Annotated in this window: 13 protein-coding genes and 1 pseudogene; 11 read left to right on the forward strand and 3 right to left on the reverse strand. The window is 62.8% G+C overall.

Annotated features, from left to right (window positions below):
* The first annotated feature begins 1 nt into the window (after position 1).
* Positions 2 to 910 carry a carbon-nitrogen hydrolase family protein gene (locus tag DT068_RS20805; RefSeq protein WP_119391807.1) on the forward strand — a complete coding sequence of 303 codons (909 nt, stop codon included), beginning with the start codon at positions 2 to 4 and terminating at the stop codon, positions 908 to 910.
* Here DT068_RS20805 and DT068_RS20810 read toward each other — a convergent pair.
* From DT068_RS20810 to DT068_RS20820, 3 genes are all read right to left on the reverse strand, one after another.
* Complete coding sequence (locus tag DT068_RS20810; RefSeq protein ID WP_119391808.1) at positions 907 to 3,066, reverse strand: bifunctional diguanylate cyclase/phosphodiesterase; 2,160 nt, start codon at positions 3,064 to 3,066, stop codon at positions 907 to 909. The genes DT068_RS20805 and DT068_RS20810 overlap by 4 nt on opposite strands.
* Positions 3,067 to 3,253: 187 nt before the next feature.
* Positions 3,254 to 3,874 (reverse strand): glutathione S-transferase family protein, encoded by a 621-nt coding sequence (locus DT068_RS20815; RefSeq protein ID WP_119391809.1) that lies wholly within the window; start codon positions 3,872 to 3,874, stop codon positions 3,254 to 3,256.
* 15 nt (positions 3,875 to 3,889) lie between these two features.
* Positions 3,890 to 5,347 (reverse strand): biotin carboxylase, encoded by a 1,458-nt coding sequence (locus DT068_RS20820; protein ID WP_119391810.1) that lies wholly within the window; start codon positions 5,345 to 5,347, stop codon positions 3,890 to 3,892.
* A 278-nt stretch (positions 5,348 to 5,625) separates the two neighbouring features.
* On the opposite strand from DT068_RS20820, the pseudogene rpsB reads away from it, so the two are divergent.
* The 10 genes and pseudogenes from rpsB to DT068_RS20870 form a co-directional block, all read left to right on the forward strand.
* Positions 5,626 to 6,384 (forward strand): annotated as a pseudogene (gene rpsB / locus DT068_RS20825) (30S ribosomal protein S2); the annotation flags it as partial.
* 69 nt (positions 6,385 to 6,453) lie between these two features.
* Positions 6,454 to 7,374 (forward strand): translation elongation factor Ts, encoded by a 921-nt coding sequence (tsf, locus tag DT068_RS20830; protein WP_119391812.1) that lies wholly within the window; start codon positions 6,454 to 6,456, stop codon positions 7,372 to 7,374.
* 166 nt (positions 7,375 to 7,540) lie between these two features.
* Complete coding sequence (gene pyrH, locus DT068_RS20835; RefSeq protein ID WP_119391813.1) at positions 7,541 to 8,260, forward strand: UMP kinase; 720 nt, start codon at positions 7,541 to 7,543, stop codon at positions 8,258 to 8,260.
* 6 nt (positions 8,261 to 8,266) lie between these two features.
* Complete coding sequence (gene frr / locus DT068_RS20840) at positions 8,267 to 8,833, forward strand: ribosome recycling factor (RefSeq protein ID WP_119391814.1); 567 nt, start codon at positions 8,267 to 8,269, stop codon at positions 8,831 to 8,833.
* Between the two features lie 27 nt (positions 8,834 to 8,860).
* The gene (locus DT068_RS20845) at positions 8,861 to 9,595 is read left to right on the forward strand and encodes an isoprenyl transferase (RefSeq protein WP_162914345.1); all 735 of its coding nucleotides are present in this window, start codon (positions 8,861 to 8,863) and stop codon (positions 9,593 to 9,595) included.
* Between the two features lie 3 nt (positions 9,596 to 9,598).
* Positions 9,599 to 10,447 carry a phosphatidate cytidylyltransferase gene (locus DT068_RS20850; protein WP_119391815.1) on the forward strand — a complete coding sequence of 283 codons (849 nt, stop codon included), beginning with the start codon at positions 9,599 to 9,601 and terminating at the stop codon, positions 10,445 to 10,447.
* Positions 10,448 to 10,658: 211 nt separating this feature from the next.
* Positions 10,659 to 11,720, forward strand: coding sequence for an RIP metalloprotease RseP (rseP, locus tag DT068_RS20855; protein ID WP_162914346.1), 1,062 nt, complete (start codon positions 10,659 to 10,661; stop codon positions 11,718 to 11,720).
* 153 nt (positions 11,721 to 11,873) lie between these two features.
* Positions 11,874 to 14,204 carry an outer membrane protein assembly factor BamA gene (gene bamA / locus DT068_RS20860; RefSeq protein ID WP_162914347.1) on the forward strand — a complete coding sequence of 777 codons (2,331 nt, stop codon included), beginning with the start codon at positions 11,874 to 11,876 and terminating at the stop codon, positions 14,202 to 14,204.
* A 101-nt stretch (positions 14,205 to 14,305) separates the two neighbouring features.
* On the forward strand, positions 14,306 to 14,779 hold the full coding sequence (fabZ, locus tag DT068_RS20865; RefSeq protein WP_119391818.1) for a 3-hydroxyacyl-ACP dehydratase FabZ: 474 nt from the start codon (positions 14,306 to 14,308) through the stop codon (positions 14,777 to 14,779).
* Between the two features lie 112 nt (positions 14,780 to 14,891).
* Positions 14,892 to 17,078: a mechanosensitive ion channel domain-containing protein gene (locus DT068_RS20870; RefSeq protein ID WP_119391819.1), complete on the forward strand. Its 2,187-nt coding sequence runs from the start codon at positions 14,892 to 14,894 to the stop codon at positions 17,076 to 17,078.
* The last annotated feature ends 66 nt before the right edge of the window (positions 17,079 to 17,144 follow it).

Here is a 17,144-nt window from a genome sequence, read left to right on the forward strand (position 1 = left end):
CATGACGCCTTTCGCCATTGCCGGCATTCAGATGCAGCTGGGCCACGGCTCCAACATCGATGCCATGCGCCAGCGGATCGATCTGACCATGCACCTGTTCCCCTGGGTGCAGATGGTGATGTTCTCCGAGCTCGCCTGCTACGGGCCCCTGCTGCAATATGCCCAGCCGCTGCCGGGAGCGGCGGAAGACGCGTTCCGCGATATCGCCCGTCATCACCGCATCTGGATCATTGACGGCTCCATGTATGAGCGCCGCGACGGCGGCATCTTCAACACCACCTCGGTCATCAATCCGGAGGGAGAAATCGTCGGCCGCTACCGCAAGATGTTCCCCTTCCTGCCGCTCGAGCAGGGAGTCCAGGCCGGCAAGGAGTTCTTCACCTTCGATATCGAAGGCGTCGGCCGGTTCGGCATCCTCAACTGCTATGACATCTGGTTCCCCGAGACCGCGCGCCAGCTCACCGCCATGGGCGTCGATGTCATCCTGCATCCGGTGATGACCCACACGATCGACCGCGATGTCGATATCGCCATCAGCCACGCCACCTCGGCGATGATGCAGTGCTACATCTTCGACGTGAACGGCCTGGGCGCCGGCGGCAATGGCCGCTCCTGCGTCTTCGACCCGTCCGGCCACGCGCTGTTCATGGGCGATGCGACCGAGCAGATCATCCCGATCGAGATCGACATGGAGCTGGTGCGCCGCTCGCGCGAGCGTGGCATCAGGGGCCTGGGCCAGATGGCCAAGAGCTTCCGCGACCGCGCCGCGGACTTCCCGGTCTATGATCGCGAGCGCTTCGATGCGAGCTATCTCGATTCATTGGGTGCGCTCGCCACGCCGCGCCGCGTCGATGCGCCGGCGCCGAAGAACGTGCACACGCTTCCCGTGCGCCGCAGCTTCGTGAATTAGGCCTCCTCCAGCACCTTCGGCCTGATCTCGGATGCCGGCATCGGCCGGTTGAAATAGAACCCCTGCAGGAGCTCGCAGCCCGCGAGGCGCAGGAACTTGGCCTGGAACTCGTCCTCGATGCCTTCGGCCGTCACTCTCAGCCCCATCGAGCGGGCGATGGCAATGGTGCCCTGGACCAGCTGCTGTACATTGGCGTTGATCGTGATGTCGGCGCAGATCGAGCGGTCGAGCTTCAGCCGGTCAAAGGGGAAGGTGCGCAGATAGCCGATGCTTGAATAACCGGTGCCGAAATCATCGAGTGCGATCGAAATGCCGCGTTCCTTCAGCCGCCGCATGACCTCGAGGGCGATGTCGGGCTCGATCATCAGATGTCGCTCGGTGATCTCGAGCTCGAGACGGTCGGCCGGAAAGCCGGTTTCGGCGAGCGCCTGGCCGACCATCTCCTCGAAGCGCGGATTGCGGAACTGCACCGGCGACACGTTCACCGAAAGGTGGAATGCCGGCCAGGCGAGGGCATCCATGCAGGCGCGGCGCAGCACGTAGTTGCCGAGGACATCGATGAGCCCGCCTTCCTCGGCAAGCGCGACGAAGATATCTGGTCTGATCACGCGTCCGTCGAACATCGTCCAGCGGGCCAGCGCCTCCACTCCCTTGGCCTCATGCGTCGCCGCATCGACGATGAGCTGATAGTTGACCGACACTTCGCCCGCCCCCAACGCCTCGCGCAAGTGATGGGTGAGGGCGGCGCGCTCCTGCATGCGCGCATCGATATTGGCGTCGTAATTGGCGATGCGGTTGCCGCCGAGCTTCTTGGCTTCATACATGGCGATGTCGGAGCGGCGCAGCAGCTCGTGGATGGTCGTATCCATGGAGCAGCCGGCAGCGATGCCGACGCTGGTGCCGAGCCGGAGCTCGCCCTTGGGCGTCCTGAGCGGCTCGCGCAGGAATTCGATGAGCTGCTCGGCCACCTTGCGGCCGGTCTGCAGGGCTTCGGGACCGGTGGAAAGGAAGGCGAACTCATCGCCACCGACGCGCGCCAGCACTCCCTTGCCGGCCGTGATGTGGCTGAAGCCGGCGGCGCAGCCGAGCAATGCCCGGTCGCCGGCGAAATGGCCATGCGTGTCATTCACGTCCTTGAAGCCATCGAGGTCGAGGAAGACGACGCATACATCGTGCTGCATGCGCAGCGCCTTCTCGCCGCCGATCGGCGTGGCGAGCAGGGAAGCGCGGTTGGGCAGGCCGGTGAGGAAGTCATGCGAGGCGGCATGCTCGGCCTCCTCCTGGCTGCGCATCGTGGCGCGCAGGTTGCTCCAGGCGGTGAAGACGACGGCCATCATGATCAGCGACAGCAAGGCGAGAATGGTCGAGACGACAGGGTGGATGGTGGCGAGCGCATTGGAGCCATGCGTTCGGATCGACCAGACAAGCCGCCCGATCGGCTGGTCGGAGGGATCGCTGAGGACGACGCTCTGCTCGGCCGGTGTCTGCGCATCTGCGAAGGCGAAGCCGGTAATGACGAATTCTTCGCCGAGACGGCGCACGGTCGCGGTTGTCAGATGCCTGGCAATCACCAGCATCCGCTTCTGGCCGGGTTCGAGCGGAATGCCGTAGGAGAACGGCACGACAGGTCCGGCGACGGCCGCCGCGATTCCGTCCGGGGTCTTGAAGAAGCCGCTGGACGAGGCATACAGGCCCGGCGGACCATCGCTGCGCTTGAGGATGAGAGCAAGCGCCGGGCCGAAATAGTCCCGGGACGAGATGGCGAGTGATTGGCCGTCGCGCAGCGCGAACAGGTCCTTGCCGTTCTCATCGATCAGGAATGCGGTGTCGAAGATGATCCCGGTCGAGGTGGAATCGGCGTAGCTGCTTTGCACGAAGTCCGGATTGGGGACGCCAAAGAGGCTGGTCGCCGCGTCGTCCCAGCGGGCATAGTCCTGATGGCCGTCATGCAGCTTGCGGATGAATGATTTGACCGCCGCTTCGGCGGTCTGCCGGGTCAGCTTCCGGTCGGTACGGTCGACCTCGTCGGCGAGATGGTTCAGCGAATAGAAGACGACGGCGATCGTCGCGAGGAGCGCTGCCCCCGCCAATAGCGCCATCCAGAATTCGAGTGTCCCCTTGCGCCCGAAGCGCGCCAGAATTGCGCGGAAATCCATTGCCTTGCCTTGCCCCGATGCGACAGGCTAGCGGCTCGCCGTGACTAAATGATTAGTGACTTGTCTGAAAACTCGGATGTGCCGGAAGATTTTGTTAACACCTGCGCCCGCTATGGGGTGTGCCGGCTGGATGACGGCAACCTTGGCGTGATGCGGGCCGCATATCGAGGTTGGAGCCTGTTTGGCCTCAGCGTGCGCGCTTCAGGGCCGGCCGCTCGGCGCAGCGCTGCTTCCACGCCGCCACGCGCGGATGATCGCCGAGCGAGATGCCGAGGCTCGTGCCGAATATCAGCCCGCCGGAACAGGCGACATCGACCAGCGTGAAATCGCCGAGCATGTATTCGCGCTTGGCCAATCGCGTTTCGAGCGCATCGAGGCAGCGCTGGAACTGCGACAGGCTATAGTCGCCGGCAGCGCGGCTGCGGTCCGCCGGGTCGTATGACACGGGCGTATCCGCTCCGTGATAGAGATACTGCATCATATGGGCGCCGAGTTCGACAAAGGCCCAGACGGTCCATGACATCGCATCCGCGTGCTCCTGGCTGCCGGGTGCGGGCCACAGACGGCGCGATACGCCATAGGTGTCGCCCAGATGCAGGATGATGGCGCCCGACTCGAAGAAGCTGCACCCGCCATCGACCAGCGCCGGCACCTTGCCCATGGGATGCAGCGCCAGATGGCGAGCCGACAGGTTTTCGCCTTTGCCGGCGTCGAGGGCGACATAGTCATAGGGCACAGCGAGCTCTTCGAGCACCCAGGAGATGCGTGTGCCCGAACTGCGTGGCCATGAATGAAGCTGGATGACCATGGTGGCCTCCCTGGTTCAGAACATCTTGTTGGCGCTGTCCATCGGCGGCGGTGTCGGCGCCGACGAGCCTTCGAGCGGGATTGCCGCGAATTGCCTGTAGAGCGCATCGACCCAATGCCTGGCGCGGTCCTTCAGCTTGCGGTCATCGGTCTGCATGCGCCCGCGCGACACCAGTATGCCCATATCGGCGCCGTGATAGCGGTAATCGCCGGCGGTATAGACGCGCAAATAGAAGGCCTCGTTCTCGCCCGACACCAGGAACCAGTCGATCGACTTGCGGATGAGCGAGATATTCCCATCATCGTTCATCTGCCAGATGCCGGAAGCCGGCGCCTTGGTGATCATCTCGACCCGATCGACCGGGTATTTGAGGATGAGCTGGCTCCAATTGTCATATTCGGTCCAGCGCTTCTGCACTTGCGCCGGGTCGATCTCCCAGTCGACATCCATGAATTCGAGCATGTGGAAGAGGTAGATCGGGCAACCGCCATAGGTCGAGGTGATGAGATTGGTGAGGGGGGAGGCACCCGAGACCCGCGGATTGATCTCGCCCAGATAGACTTCCCGCGTATCGGTATCGATGAGGAAGTCCATGCAGAAGGCGCCCTTGTAGCCCGCCTTGTAGAGCCGGTCGCCGAGCTTCTGCGCCATGCGCGTGACGGCCCGGCGCTCCTTGTCGAGGCCGCCGACAAAGACGTCATTGCCGCACCAGCCGCCCTTGTAAGGGGTCACCTCGGTGAAACCGGTAATGTCGGTCTGGAGCGGGCCGACCAGGGTTCCATGCCTTGTCGCCACCGCCTCGACGGTGCCGGGCAGGTGATTGATCCGGCGCATGACCTTGAGCTGCTCGCCCTCGATCTTGTCGTGATATTTGTTCCAGTCCGCCGCGCTCTTGATGAAGAAGGTGGTGCGGCCGGAATCGCCATAGGGCGTCTGGACCACCAGGTCGGTGCCCAGCTTCGCCTTCTGAGCAAGCTTCAGGAGTTCCGCGTAAGTCTTTGCTTTACCGAGCACATTTGGAGCGCTCTTGATGCCGGCTTCGTTGCCGAGCTGGGTGGTGACGATCTTCGAGTCGATATGCTTGCGCAATTTGACGGGCGGCAGCGCGATCTTGAGGCCGAGTTCCCTGGCGATCTTCTCGGTCTCCTCGTCGAGCATCACCAGGATGAGCAGGCCCTTGCCGCGCTCGGCGATCCGGGCCCGGACCTCCTTGTGGCGCAGCAGATAGTTGTTCACATCCTCGATCGAGCGGAACTCGTGCGGTCCATGCTCGCGCGGCACCGTGATCTTGGGATGGGTGCCGTCGAAACTGTCGAAGAAATTGATGTATTCGAATTTGTTGATCCAGCGCCCGAGACCCAGAAGATTGTAGGGGGTAGGCGAGAGGAAATAGATCGGCGTCTGGTTGTGGCGGAAGAATTTGTAGATATCTGAAAGGCTTGTGAGCTTTTGCCGCTTTACCCGTTTAGCCATGTGTTCCCTCCGACCGGGCTTATGGACGCCCGTTCCGGAAAGACTACGCAAAAATGCCTAGAAAGGCCAAGAGGGTGTTTCCGGACGGGAGGGGCGAGGGCGACAAAAGCCTTGTCTTTAGCGGCCGCCTTGCCTATAAGCCGCCCCGTTAACTCACACGCGAATGCGGGATGAAGGACATGGGAGCTTCGGTTCCCCTCATAGTTTTTCGTCCCTCCGGTGCCGGATCATCCGGTCACATCATTCGCGGCGGATCAACCGGAAAAGGAACTTAAGGCATGGCTCTGCCGGAATTCACTATGCGCCAGCTCCTCGAAGCGGGCGTTCACTTCGGTCACCAGACCCACCGTTGGAACCCCAAGATGAAGTCATACATCTATGGGTCGCGCAACGGCATCCACATCATCGACCTCGCCCACACCGTGCCCTTGCTGCACCAGGCGCTCCTTGCCATCTCGGACACGATCTCCCGCGGCGGCCGCGTGCTGTTCGTCGGCACCAAGCGTGCTGCCCAGGACGGCATCGCCGATGCGGCGAAGAAGTCGGCCCAGTACTACATCAACTCGCGCTGGCTCGGCGGCACGCTGACCAACTGGAAGACGATCTCCAACTCGATCAAGCGCCTGCGCTCGCTCGAGGAAACCGTGTCGAAGGAAGGCCAGGGCCTGACCAAGCGCGAGCTGCTCACCCTCACGCGCGAGAAGGACAAGCTCGAGCAGGCGCTGGGCGGCATCAAGGACATGGGCGGCACGCCCGACATCCTGTTCGTCATCGACACCAACAAGGAGCAGCTGGCGATCAAGGAAGCCAACCGGCTGGGTATCCCGGTCGTCGCCATTCTCGACACCAACAGCGATCCCTCGGGCGTCACCTATCCGATCCCCGGCAATGACGATGCCGGCCGCGCCATCACGCTCTATTGCGATCTCGTCAGCCGCGCCTGCATCGAGGGCATCTCGCAGGCCCAGCGCGGCGGTGGCCGCGACATCGGCGAATCCGAGAATCCGGTCGGCGAGGAGCTGCCGGAAGCGGCCAACGCCTGATCACTGATCACGTGCCGAGTCCGTCGCTGGCGGCGGACTCGCAATTTTTCCACGAGGACAATTATGGCTGAGATCACCGCAGCAATGGTGAAGGACCTGCGCGAGAAAACCGGCGTAGGCATGATGGACTGCAAGGCGGCGCTTGCCGCGACGAAAGGCGATATGGATGCGGCGGTCGACTGGCTGCGCGCCAAGGGTCTGGCGAAAGCGGCTAAGAAGTCGACTCGCGTCGCTGCCGAAGGGCTGGTCGGGCTTGCCGTCGATGGCAATACCGGTGCGCTGGTCGAAGTCAATTCCGAGACCGATTTCGTCGCGAGGAACGACAAGTTCCAGGCGATGGTGTCCGATATCGCCAAGCTGGCGCTCAAGGCAGACGGTTCGACCGAGAAGCTGAAGACCGCGCACTACCCGGGCTCCCAGCACGCGGTCGGCGAATATGTGGCCGAGATGGTGGCCTCGATCGGCGAGAATATGGGCGTCCGTCGCACCGCGGCGCTCAGCGTCAAGGACGGCGTCATCGGCAGTTATGTGCATAACAGCATAGCGCCCGGTCTCGGCAAGATCGGCGTGATCGTGGCGGTTGAATCGACCGGCAAGAAGGACGAACTCGCCCAGTTCGGCAAGGACCTTGCGATGCATATCGCAGCGATCAATCCGGTCGCTATCGATCTCACCGGGGTGCCCAAGGAGACGATTGATCGCGAGCGGGCCATTCTCGCTGAGAAGAATGCCGGCAAGCCCGAGAAGGTCTTGGAAAAGATCATGGAGAGCGGCCTCAAGTCGTATGCCAAGGAGAACACCCTTCTTGAGCAATCCTATGCGAAGGACAGCACCAAGTCGGTGAACCAGCTCATAGCTGAAGTCGCCAAGACGGCCGGCGCACCGATCAAGATTGCCGCCTTTGTGCGCATGCAGCTCGGTGAAGGCATCGAGAAGAAGGAAGACGATTTCGCCGCCGAGGTCGCCAAGGCGGCCGGCGCCTGATCCGCAAAGTCAATTGCTCCGAAATGGCCGCCTCGCTCGAGGCGGCCATTTTTTTGCGCCGAAGGACAGCATTTGACGCCCTTTCCAGGGGGCCCTACGAATCAAGGTCGCCAGCGCCGAAAATATGCTATCTCGCTCAAACCCTTCCAATTTTTACCAGGTGTCCATGGCCAAGCTAGCCTTCAAGCGCGTCCTCCTGAAAGTTTCGGGCGAAGTCCTCATGGGCAACCAGCCCTTCGGCATCGATCTCGCAACCGTCGAGCGGGTGGCGGACGAGGTGATCGAGACCCTCAAGACCGGTGTCCAGCTCAGCCTGGTGATCGGCGGCGGCAACATATTCCGCGGCATGGCGCAGGCGGCCAAGGGCATGGACCGGGTGAGCGGCGATCACATGGGCATATTGGCGACCGTCATGAATGCGCTCGCCATGCAAGGGGCGCTCCAGAGCAAGGGCGTCGATGCTCGCGTCCTCTCGGCCATCGCCATGCCGACCGTCTGCGAGACCTATGCGCGCGCCAAGGCCGTCCATCATCTGGAGGCGGGCAGGGTGGTCATTTGCGCGGCCGGCACCGGCCTGCCGTTCTTCACCACCGATACCGGGGCGGCGCTCCGGGCAGCCGAAATGGGCTGCGATGCGCTGTTCAAGGGCACCAGCGTGGATGGCGTCTACTCCGCCGATCCCAAGACCGACAAATCGGCCAAGCGCTTCGACCGCATCACTTTTAACGAGATTCTGGCGCGCGATCTGCGCATCATGGACCCTGCGGCCATCGCGCTTGCGCGCGACAACGGGATTCCGGTAGTTGTGTTCTCCATCCGCACGCCCGGCGCGGTGCTCGCCGTTCTGCAGGGCGAGGGCAAATTTACGATAGTGACGAAAGACTAAAACGCCATGGCACAACCAACCCCCTTCGACTCCAAGGAAATCAAGCGGCGCATGCATGGTGCGGTCGATGCCCTGAAGCACGATTTCGGCGGCTTGCGGACCGGGCGCGCCGCCGTCAGCCTTGTCGATCCCATCCATGTCGATGCCTATGGCGCATCGATGCCGCTCAACCAGGTGGCGACCGTCACCGTGCCTGAGCCACGCATGCTGTCGATCCAGGTCTGGGACCGGGGCCTCGTCATTGCCGTCGAGAAGGCGATCCGGGCGTCCAATCTCGGCCTCAACCCGCAGACCGAAGGCCAGGTCATCCGCCTGCGCATGCCCGACCTCACTCAGGACCGGCGCAAGGAGCTGGTCAAGGTCGCCCATCAATATGCCGAGAAGGCGCGAGTCGCGGTGCGCAATGTGCGCCGCGACGGCATGGATCACCTGAAGGCGCTCGAGAAGGCCCATCAGATGAGCGAGGACGAGCATCGTCAAAAATCCGACGAGGTCCAGAAGATGACCGACGATACGATCAAGGAGATCGATGCCGCGCTCAAGGTCAAGGAAGGCGAGATCATGCAGGTCTGAGAGGACCGCGCCTATGAGGGGCCGCATATGACCATCACCGCCGGCAGATCCGCCATGCCGCAGCATGTCGCCATCATCATGGATGGCAATGGCCGCTGGGCGAACGCGCGCGGGCTGCCGCGCTCGGCCGGGCACCGCAAGGGCGTCGAGGCGCTACGCACCGCGGTCCGGGCGGCAGGCGAGATGGGCATCGAATATTTGACCATCTTCAGCTTCAGCTCGGAAAACTGGTCGCGGCCGCCGGCGGAAGTCTCATTCCTGCTCGACCTGATGCGCCATTTCGTGCGCCAGGACGTCGCCGAGCTCCATCGCGAAAATGTCCGTATAAGGATCATCGGCGAGCGCCAGGGACTGGCGCCCGACATCGTGGCGCTGATCGAGGAGACCGAGCTGCGCACCCAGGCCAATACCGGCCTCACCCTTGTCGTCGCCTTCAACTATGGATCGCGCCATGAGATTGCGACGGCGGCGCGCGAGCTCGCCCTGGCGGTCAAGTCCGGCCGGGTCGCGCCCGACAGCATCACGCCGGAGCTGTTCGGCAGCTTCCTGTCGACCGAAGGCATTCCCGATCCCGATCTCCTCATCCGCACCAGCGGCGAGCAGCGCCTCTCCAACTATCTTTTATGGCAGTGCGCCTATACTGAGTTCGTCTTCGTCGACGAATTCTGGCCGGATTTCAGCCGCGAGACGATGCAGCGCGCCATCACCGAGTATCTCGCGCGCGAAAGGCGCTTTGGCGGCCTCACCGCGCAGTCGGCCTGAGCGATGACCGTGATCTCCGATCCGCCGCAGGGCGCCAATTGGCGCGACCTCGGCATTCGCACCCTGTCCTCCGCCATCCTCATCCCCGCCGTCCTCCTCGATGTCTGGCTGGGCGATATCTGGTTCCATCTGCTGATCGCGCTGCTGGCGGTGATGATGGCGTATGAATGGACCACTATCGTGCACGACCGCAGCTCCGCGCAATTCGCGCTCCATGCGGCGGGGGCGCTGTGCGGCGCGTTCCTGTCGCAATCGCTGGGCTGTGGCGTGACGCTCATCGTCATCGCGGTCATTTCAGCCCTGAGCGTGGCGCTCGCCGCGATCCAGAACCGCAAGCCGCGCCTGTGGGCGGCGACGGGCGTCGCCTATGTCGGCCTGCCGGCTCTCGCCTTCGTGGTCCTGCGCGGGGAAGGGGCCTCGGGCATGCTCACCATCATGTGGCTGTTCGCGGTCGTCTGGGCGGCGGACATCTGCGCCTATTTTGCCGGTCGGCTGATAGGAGGTCCCAAACTGGCGCCCATTATTTCGCCGAAGAAGACCTGGGCGGGGCTGTGGGGCGCCATTGCCGGTGGAATCATCGCCGGTGTCGCGGTCGCCCTCGGGGCCGGCCTCTCGGGATGGATCATTCTGGGGCTCCTGGGCGGCGTCCTGGCGATCGTCGAGCAGATGGGGGATCTGTTTGAATCTGCCCTCAAACGCCATTATGGGGTGAAGGATTCGGGCAGGCTCATTCCCGGCCATGGCGGCGTCCTCGACCGGGTCGACGGCCTTGTCGCCGCCTCTCTCGCCCTCGCCGTCATCGTCATTGCCGCGGATTATCTCGCTGCCGGTAACGAACTTTTTGTCCGGTAACCATAGGCTGTCGAAATGTTGTCGCAATGCCGGGCTTTCGTGGTTAATAAACCATGAATGCCTTTGGCTTGGTTGGCACAGGCTTTGCGGGCGTTGACAAGGCCGGCGTATCAGACCGGAATTGAGACAGGAAATCACAATGGACTTTCTCGCGAATTTTCCGGCAACCATCCTCGGTTATGGCGGCAATATCGCAGCCCTCCTGGTCGCCTTGACCGTCATCGTTTTCGTCCATGAATACGGGCACTTCAAAGTGGCGCGCCTGTGCGGGATGAAGGTCGACGTGTTCTCGATCGGCTTCGGCCGCGAGATCTGGGGGCGGAACGACCGCTACGGCACGAGATGGAAAGTGGGCTGGCTGCCGGTGGGTGGCTATGTGAAATTTGCCGGCGATGCCAATGCCACGAGCATGCCGGATCCGGACGTGCGGCCGGCACCGGACGAGTTCCACGGCAAGCCCATATGGCAGCGCGCGCTTGTGGTGCTCGCCGGGCCCTTGGCCAATTTCATCCTGGCGTTCTTTCTCTTCGCCGGCGCCTTTTACCTGCTCGGCGACCCCACACCCGGGACGAGAATCGGCAAGGTGATGGCCGGTGAACCGGCGGCGGAAGCAGGCTTCCAGCCCGAGGATATCGTTCTCAGAATCAACGGCGGGGAAGTGAAGTCGTTCAACGATGTCGTGATCATCGTAAGGGAGAGTGCCGGCAAGACTCTGGCATTCGATATCGATCGTTCCGGCCAGCTTCTGACCCTGACGGTGGTTCCGCGCGTCGAGGTTCTCGATGGCGGCTTCTACGGCAAGGTCAAAGTTGGTTTGATCGGCGCGGCCCCCAGCACGGATCCGTCGAACTATCCCGATGTCTCATTTCCGCGCGCGATCGAGATGTCGGTCGAGCAGATCGAGCGCATCGTGACATTGACCCTCAAATATGTCGGCCGCCTCGTCATCGGACAGGATACTTTCGCTCAGCTCGGCGGGGTGGGGACCATGGCCAAGCTCACCGGCGATGCCGCTTCGAACGGTGTGTTCTACTATGTGTCGACCATCGGCCTGCTCTCGGTGAGTATCGGATTAATTAACCTCTTTCCTATTCCAATGCTCGATGGCGGCCATCTGGTCTTCTACGCGTTGGAGGCAATTCGTCGCAAACCGCTGGGTCCGCAGGCCCAGGAATGGAGCTTCCGCATCGGTTTTGCCGTGGTTATTTTCATCATGCTGGTGGGCAATATCAACGATTTGATAAGAGCCGCCGTGGGAAACCTAGCTTATTGAAATAAGGCAAAAATCTTCATTTGCATTCGTTATGAAACAGCGTAAAACGGCTGCCGGGTGAGGGGATTCTAGCGGGACTAAAGCGCGTAGCAGGGGATTGAATTCGAGGGAATGCGTTACCAGTCAGTCATTGTCGCAGTTTTTGCGTGCTTGTTGTCGTTTGCGCTTCCGGTCGCTGCACCTCAGGTCTTTGCTCCGGCGGCGCAGGCCCAGACCGTCGGGCGCATCATTGTCGAAGGCAACCAGCGCATCGAGACCGAGACGGTTCTCTCCTACATGCAGATCGGCCCCGGCGACCCGTTCGATTCGGAAAAGATCGACGGGTCGCTGAAGGTCCTGTTCCAGACCGGCCTGTTCTCCGACGTGCGCATCTTCCGTCGCGGCAGCAACCTCGTCGTCGTGGTCGAAGAGAACCCGATGATCAACCGGGTGAACTTCGAGGGCAACAGCGAGGTCAAGGACAAGGACCTCGCCAAGGAAGTCGAGCTCAAGGAACGCACGATGTTCACTCGCGCCAAGGTGCAGAGTGACGTCCAGCGCATCATCACCCTCTACCGCCGCCAGGGCTTCTATTCCGCCCGCGTCGAGCCCAAGATCATCCGCCTGCCGCAGAACCGCATCGACCTCGTCTACGAGATCACCGAGGGTGTCGAGACCAAGGTCTCGAGCATCACCTTTGTCGGCAACGAGGCGTTCAGCGACAGCGATCTCAGATCGCGGATCACCACGGCGGAGCACGCCTGGTGGAAATTCATGTCCACCGCGGACCGGTACGATCCCGACCGGCTGGCCTACGACAAGGAACTGCTGCGCCGTTACTATCTCAAGAACGGCTTTGCCGATTTCCGCGTGATTTCCGCCGATGCCGAGCTGGCGCCCGATGGCGAGAGCTTCTACATCACCTTCACCGTCGAGGAAGGCCCGCTCTACAAGGTCAACAGCGTCGCCATCAACAAGGGCGACACCAATCTCGACGAGGAAGCGCTGCGCAAGGCCGTGCGCCTGACGCCGGGCGAGGACTATGACGCGACCAAGGTCGACAAGTCGGTCGAGAACATCACCATCGAGGCCGGCAAGGCCGGCTATGCCTTCGCCAAGGTCGAGCCCGACATCAAGAAGGACGAGCCCAACCGCTCGCTCGACATCACCTATAACGTCACCGAGGGGCCGCGCACCTATATCGAGCGCATCGACATCATCGGCAATACCCGCACGCTCGACGAGGTGATTCGTCGTGAGCTGCGGCTGTTCGAAGGCGACGCCTATAACCGCGTGCTGGTCGAACGTGGCCGCCGCCGCCTGACGTCGCTCGACTTCTTCGAGAAGATCGACATCCGCGACGAGCCGGGATCGGCGTCCGACAGGGTCGTCCTGATCGTCGAGGTCGCCGAGAAATCGACAGGTTCGCTCAATCTCACCGCCGGCTATTCGACATCGGACGGCGTCATCGGCGGCATCAGCGTCACCGAGCGCAATCTCCTCGGCCGCGGCCAGAATGTCAGGCTCGACACGCAGTTGAGCTGGGACCGCCAGACCGTCGATTTCGGCTTCACCGAGCCTTATTTCCTCGACATGCCGATGTCGGCGGGCTTCGATCTCTTCGGTACCCGTTCGAGCGATACCGACACCACCAGCTATGACAGCACCCGCTATGGCGGCGCGCTGCGCACCGGCTTCCGCCTCGACGAGTGGCAGTCGCTCAGCTTCAAATATACGCTCTCCCGCCGCGAGATCACGATCGACAACGACCTGCGCAACGACGTGTCGCCGGCCATCCTCGACTCCGAGGGCGTGACCTGGAAATCGTCGCTGTCGACGGGCTATGTCTATGACGACCTCGACAACCCCTCCAAGCCCACCAAGGGCTTCCGCGGCAGGGGCGTGCTCGAAGTCGCAGGCCTCGGCGGCGATGTCTACTATGCCAGCCTCGATACCTCTGCCTACTACTTCATGCCGTTGCTGTTCGACGGCGTCGTCCTCAAGCTCGAGGCCAATGCCGGCCATATGGAGCCCCTGACCAGCGACGATATCCCGATCCAGGACCGCTTCTTCAAGGGCTCCGACTCCTTCCGCGGCTTCAAGCGCGGCGGTGTCGGTCCGCGCATGGACAATACCCGCGGGGATTCGGACGCGATCGGTGGCCAGACCTATGCCATTGGCACGGTCGAGACCACCTTCCCGCTGGGCCTGCCGGATGAATTCGGCCTTGAAGGCGCCGTGTTCAGCGACTTCGGTACGGTGTTCGGCGCTCCCGAAAAGTCGGTGACTGAAAGCGCCACGGGGCTATGCCTTGATGATGGCAATGCCCCCGCGGATGAGGAATGCACGGTCCACGATACTATGGCCTTCCGCCTGTCGGTCGGCGCCGGGTTGATCTGGCAGTCGCCCTTCGGCCCGCTGCGTGTCGATGTCGCCTATCCCCTGATGAAGACCGATTACGACGAGGAAGAGCTGTTCCGCTTCTCGGTCGGCACGCGCTTCTGAGGGCCCTGCCGAGCCCGTGCTAGACGGCGTGTCGGCAAAGCGATAAATGTTCCAGCGGACGGCACAAGCTGCCGTCCGTCGTCGTTTTGAGGATGCACGGCATGGATACTGGGGAACCGAGAACGCTGGCCAGCGCCGACATCGCGCGCATCATGCAGCTTTTGCCGCATCGCTACCCCTTCCTGCTGATCGACCGGCTGGTGGAGCTGGACGGCGAGCAGTCGGGCGTCGGCATCAAGAACGTCACCATGAACGAGCCCTTCTTCCAGGGCCATTTCCCGGGCCGGCCGGTGATGCCGGGCGTGCTGCTGATCGAATGCATGGCCCAGACCGCCGGCGCCATGGTGCTGCATCACCTGGGCGATGAGCATGCCGGCAAGCTCGTCTTCTTCATGTCGATCGACAAGGCGCGCTTCCGCAAGCCGGTGGTGCCGGGCGATACGGTGCGTTTCCCGGTCAGGCTGATCCAGCGCCGGCCGCCGGTCTGGCGCTATGCGGCGGAAGCCATTGTCGACGGCAAGAAGGTGGCCGAGGCCGAGATCGGCGCCATGCTCATGAACGAGCGCGGCCAGTAACCGGGGCAAGCCGCCGCCCTGAGAAGACAGCGCGCGCGCGAATGTGCTAGAGCCAAAAGATGCAACCGCCCCCGTCCCGGGAAAGCTTCCTGCACCCCATGATGGCCCGCTCATGAACCTGCGCCGTCCCGTCCTTTCAGTCTTTCTGGCTGTCCTGCTGGCGGCGTTCCTGGCCGTGGGACCGGCCGCCCGGGGACAGACCAAACCTGTTGCCGATCCCCCGCCCGAAAAGGTCGATCAGCTCATCAAGCTGCTCGCCGATCCCTCGGTCAGGGACTGGCTCGCCAGGCAACTGCCAACCGCAAGTCCACCGGACGCTACCGCGGCCGACCAGCCGGCGCCGGCCATGGAGCAGTCGATGGTTTCCTCGATGCTCGACCGGATCAAGCACCATGTCGGGCGCATTACCGCGGCATGGCCCGGGCTGCCGGCCAAGTTCGAGCGCACCTGGGACATCCTCATGGTCGAATTCGCCGATCGGGGCGTTGCCGGGATTGCCCTGGTCATCGCCTTTTTCGTCGCTGTGGGCGTCGGATTGGCCTATCTCGTGTTCAGGCTCTCGCGTCCTCTGCGCCTGTGGATCATTGCCCTGCCGCGGAATACGCCGCAGGGCAGGCTCAAGAAGCTCGGAGGCCGGGCGCTCTTTGTCGTGCTGACGATCGGCGCCTTTATCCTCGGCAGCGCCGGGACCTTCCTGATGTTCGATTGGCCGCCCTTGTTGCGCGAGATCGTGCTCGCCTATCTCACTGCCGCTATCGTGATCTGGGGCGGGCGCATGTTCGCCCGCTTCCTGCTGCTGCCGCCAAAATTGCAGATCGATCATGCCCGCGAGGTTCGGCCCTTGAATATGACCGACGAGCGCGCGGCTCACTGGTATCGCTGGACGGTCGCGCTCATCAGCGTGTTCGCGCTGGTCGGGGCGACATTCACCTTGCTGCCGACATTCGGTTTCCAGGTCGACGATCTTCTGGCGCTCGCTGTTCCCGCCGATCTCGTATTGCTGGCGATCGGGCTCATGGCGGTCTGGTTGCGGCCGCGGCTCGAGCCGGGCGAGGGCGAGCGATCCGGCAGGGTCGGCTCTACCGCCGTGTCGTGGCTGCTGACGGCTTATTTCGTCGCCCTGCTGGTGATCAGGAGCAGCGGCGCCTTCACGCTTTTCTGGTTCACCGCCGCCGCCGTGGCGCTGCCGGCCACCATCGTCATGATGCACCGCGCCGTCCACTATCTTCTGCGGCCGCCGGAAGCTGGCACGGACGCCAGGCCCATCCCGGCAGTGACGCTTGCCGTCATCGACCGCGGCATCCGCATGGCCCTGATCCTGCTCGCCGCCTTCCTTCTCGCCCGGGTCTGGGGCCTCAATATGCGATCGATGGAAACGGGAGACCCGGCCATCATGATATTCCTGCGCGGATTGCTCAATGCGATCATCATCGTGCTCGCCGCCGATTTCGGTTGGAGCATCATAAAGGCGCTGATCGAGCGCAAGCTCGGCGGCACGCCGGCGTCCGGAGCGGGAGAGGAGCATGTGCTCGATCCGCAGCAGGCGCGCATCCGCACATTGTTGCCGATCATCCAGAACATCACCTTTGCCGTCATATTGATCCTGGCAATTCTCACCATCCTGTCCTCGATCGGCATCCAGATCGGTCCGTTGATCGCGGGTGCCGGCGTCGTCGGCGTCGCTGTCGGCTTTGGCGCGCAGACCGTGGTGAAGGACGTCATCTCGGGCGTCTTCTACCTGCTCGATGACGCCTTCCGCGTCGGGGAATATATCAGCAGCGGCAAATACATGGGGACGGTCGAAAGCTTCAGCCTGCGCTCGATCAAGCTGCGCCATCATCGCGGGCCCTTGTTCACCATTCCCTTCGGCGAGCTCGGTGCGGTGCAGAACCAGAGCCGCGACTGGAAGATCGATAAATTCAACATCACGGTCGGTTACGACACCGATCTCGATGCGGCGCGCAAGCTGATCAAGAAGATCGGCCAGCAGCTTGCGGCCGACCCCGAATTCGCCCCCTGGGTGATCGAGCCGATCAAGATGCAAGGTGTCCAGGAGTTCGGCGATTACGGCATCGTGCTGCGGATGAAGGTGACGACCAGGCCCGGCGGCGCGTTCGGCATGAAGCGCAAGTTCCATGTGCTGATCAACAAGGCGTTCAGGGAGAACGGCATCGAGCTGCCGCTGCCGACGGTGCATGTGCAGCAAGGGGAAGCGGTGGAAGCCGCCGTCGCGCAAGACCGCGTCGCCGCAAAGAAGAGGGAAGCTGCCGAGGCGGCGGCCAAGGACGCTGCGGAATGAATGGCGCCGCTCCGGCAGCAGCCCCGATTCTGTCGGAGGCCGCGCCGGATATCGGAGGCAGGGAAT

Origin of the sequence: Taklimakanibacter lacteus (genome assembly GCA_003576695.1) — a bacterium.
GTDB lineage: Bacteria > Pseudomonadota > Alphaproteobacteria > Rhizobiales > Aestuariivirgaceae > Taklimakanibacter > Taklimakanibacter lacteus.

What these genes read in the sequence shown, in the direction of transcription:
- DT068_RS20805 (WP_119391807.1), top strand. Translation starts at nt 2, where the DNA reads ATGACGCCTTTCGCCATTGCCGGCATTCAGATGCAGCTGGGCCACGGC.
- DT068_RS20810 (WP_119391808.1), bottom strand. Translation starts at nt 3,066, where the DNA reads ATGGATTTCCGCGCAATTCTGGCGCGCTTCGGGCGCAAGGGGACACTC.
- DT068_RS20815 (WP_119391809.1), bottom strand. Translation starts at nt 3,874, where the DNA reads ATGGTCATCCAGCTTCATTCATGGCCACGCAGTTCGGGCACACGCATC.
- DT068_RS20820 (WP_119391810.1), bottom strand. Translation starts at nt 5,347, where the DNA reads ATGGCTAAACGGGTAAAGCGGCAAAAGCTCACAAGCCTTTCAGATATC.
- tsf (WP_119391812.1), top strand. Translation starts at nt 6,454, where the DNA reads ATGGCTGAGATCACCGCAGCAATGGTGAAGGACCTGCGCGAGAAAACC.
- pyrH (WP_119391813.1), top strand. Translation starts at nt 7,541, where the DNA reads ATGGCCAAGCTAGCCTTCAAGCGCGTCCTCCTGAAAGTTTCGGGCGAA.
- frr (WP_119391814.1), top strand. Translation starts at nt 8,267, where the DNA reads ATGGCACAACCAACCCCCTTCGACTCCAAGGAAATCAAGCGGCGCATG.
- DT068_RS20845 (WP_162914345.1), top strand. Translation starts at nt 8,861, where the DNA reads ATGACCATCACCGCCGGCAGATCCGCCATGCCGCAGCATGTCGCCATC.
- DT068_RS20850 (WP_119391815.1), top strand. Translation starts at nt 9,599, where the DNA reads ATGACCGTGATCTCCGATCCGCCGCAGGGCGCCAATTGGCGCGACCTC.
- fabZ (WP_119391818.1), top strand. Translation starts at nt 14,306, where the DNA reads ATGGATACTGGGGAACCGAGAACGCTGGCCAGCGCCGACATCGCGCGC.
- DT068_RS20870 (WP_119391819.1), top strand. Translation starts at nt 14,892, where the DNA reads ATGAACCTGCGCCGTCCCGTCCTTTCAGTCTTTCTGGCTGTCCTGCTG.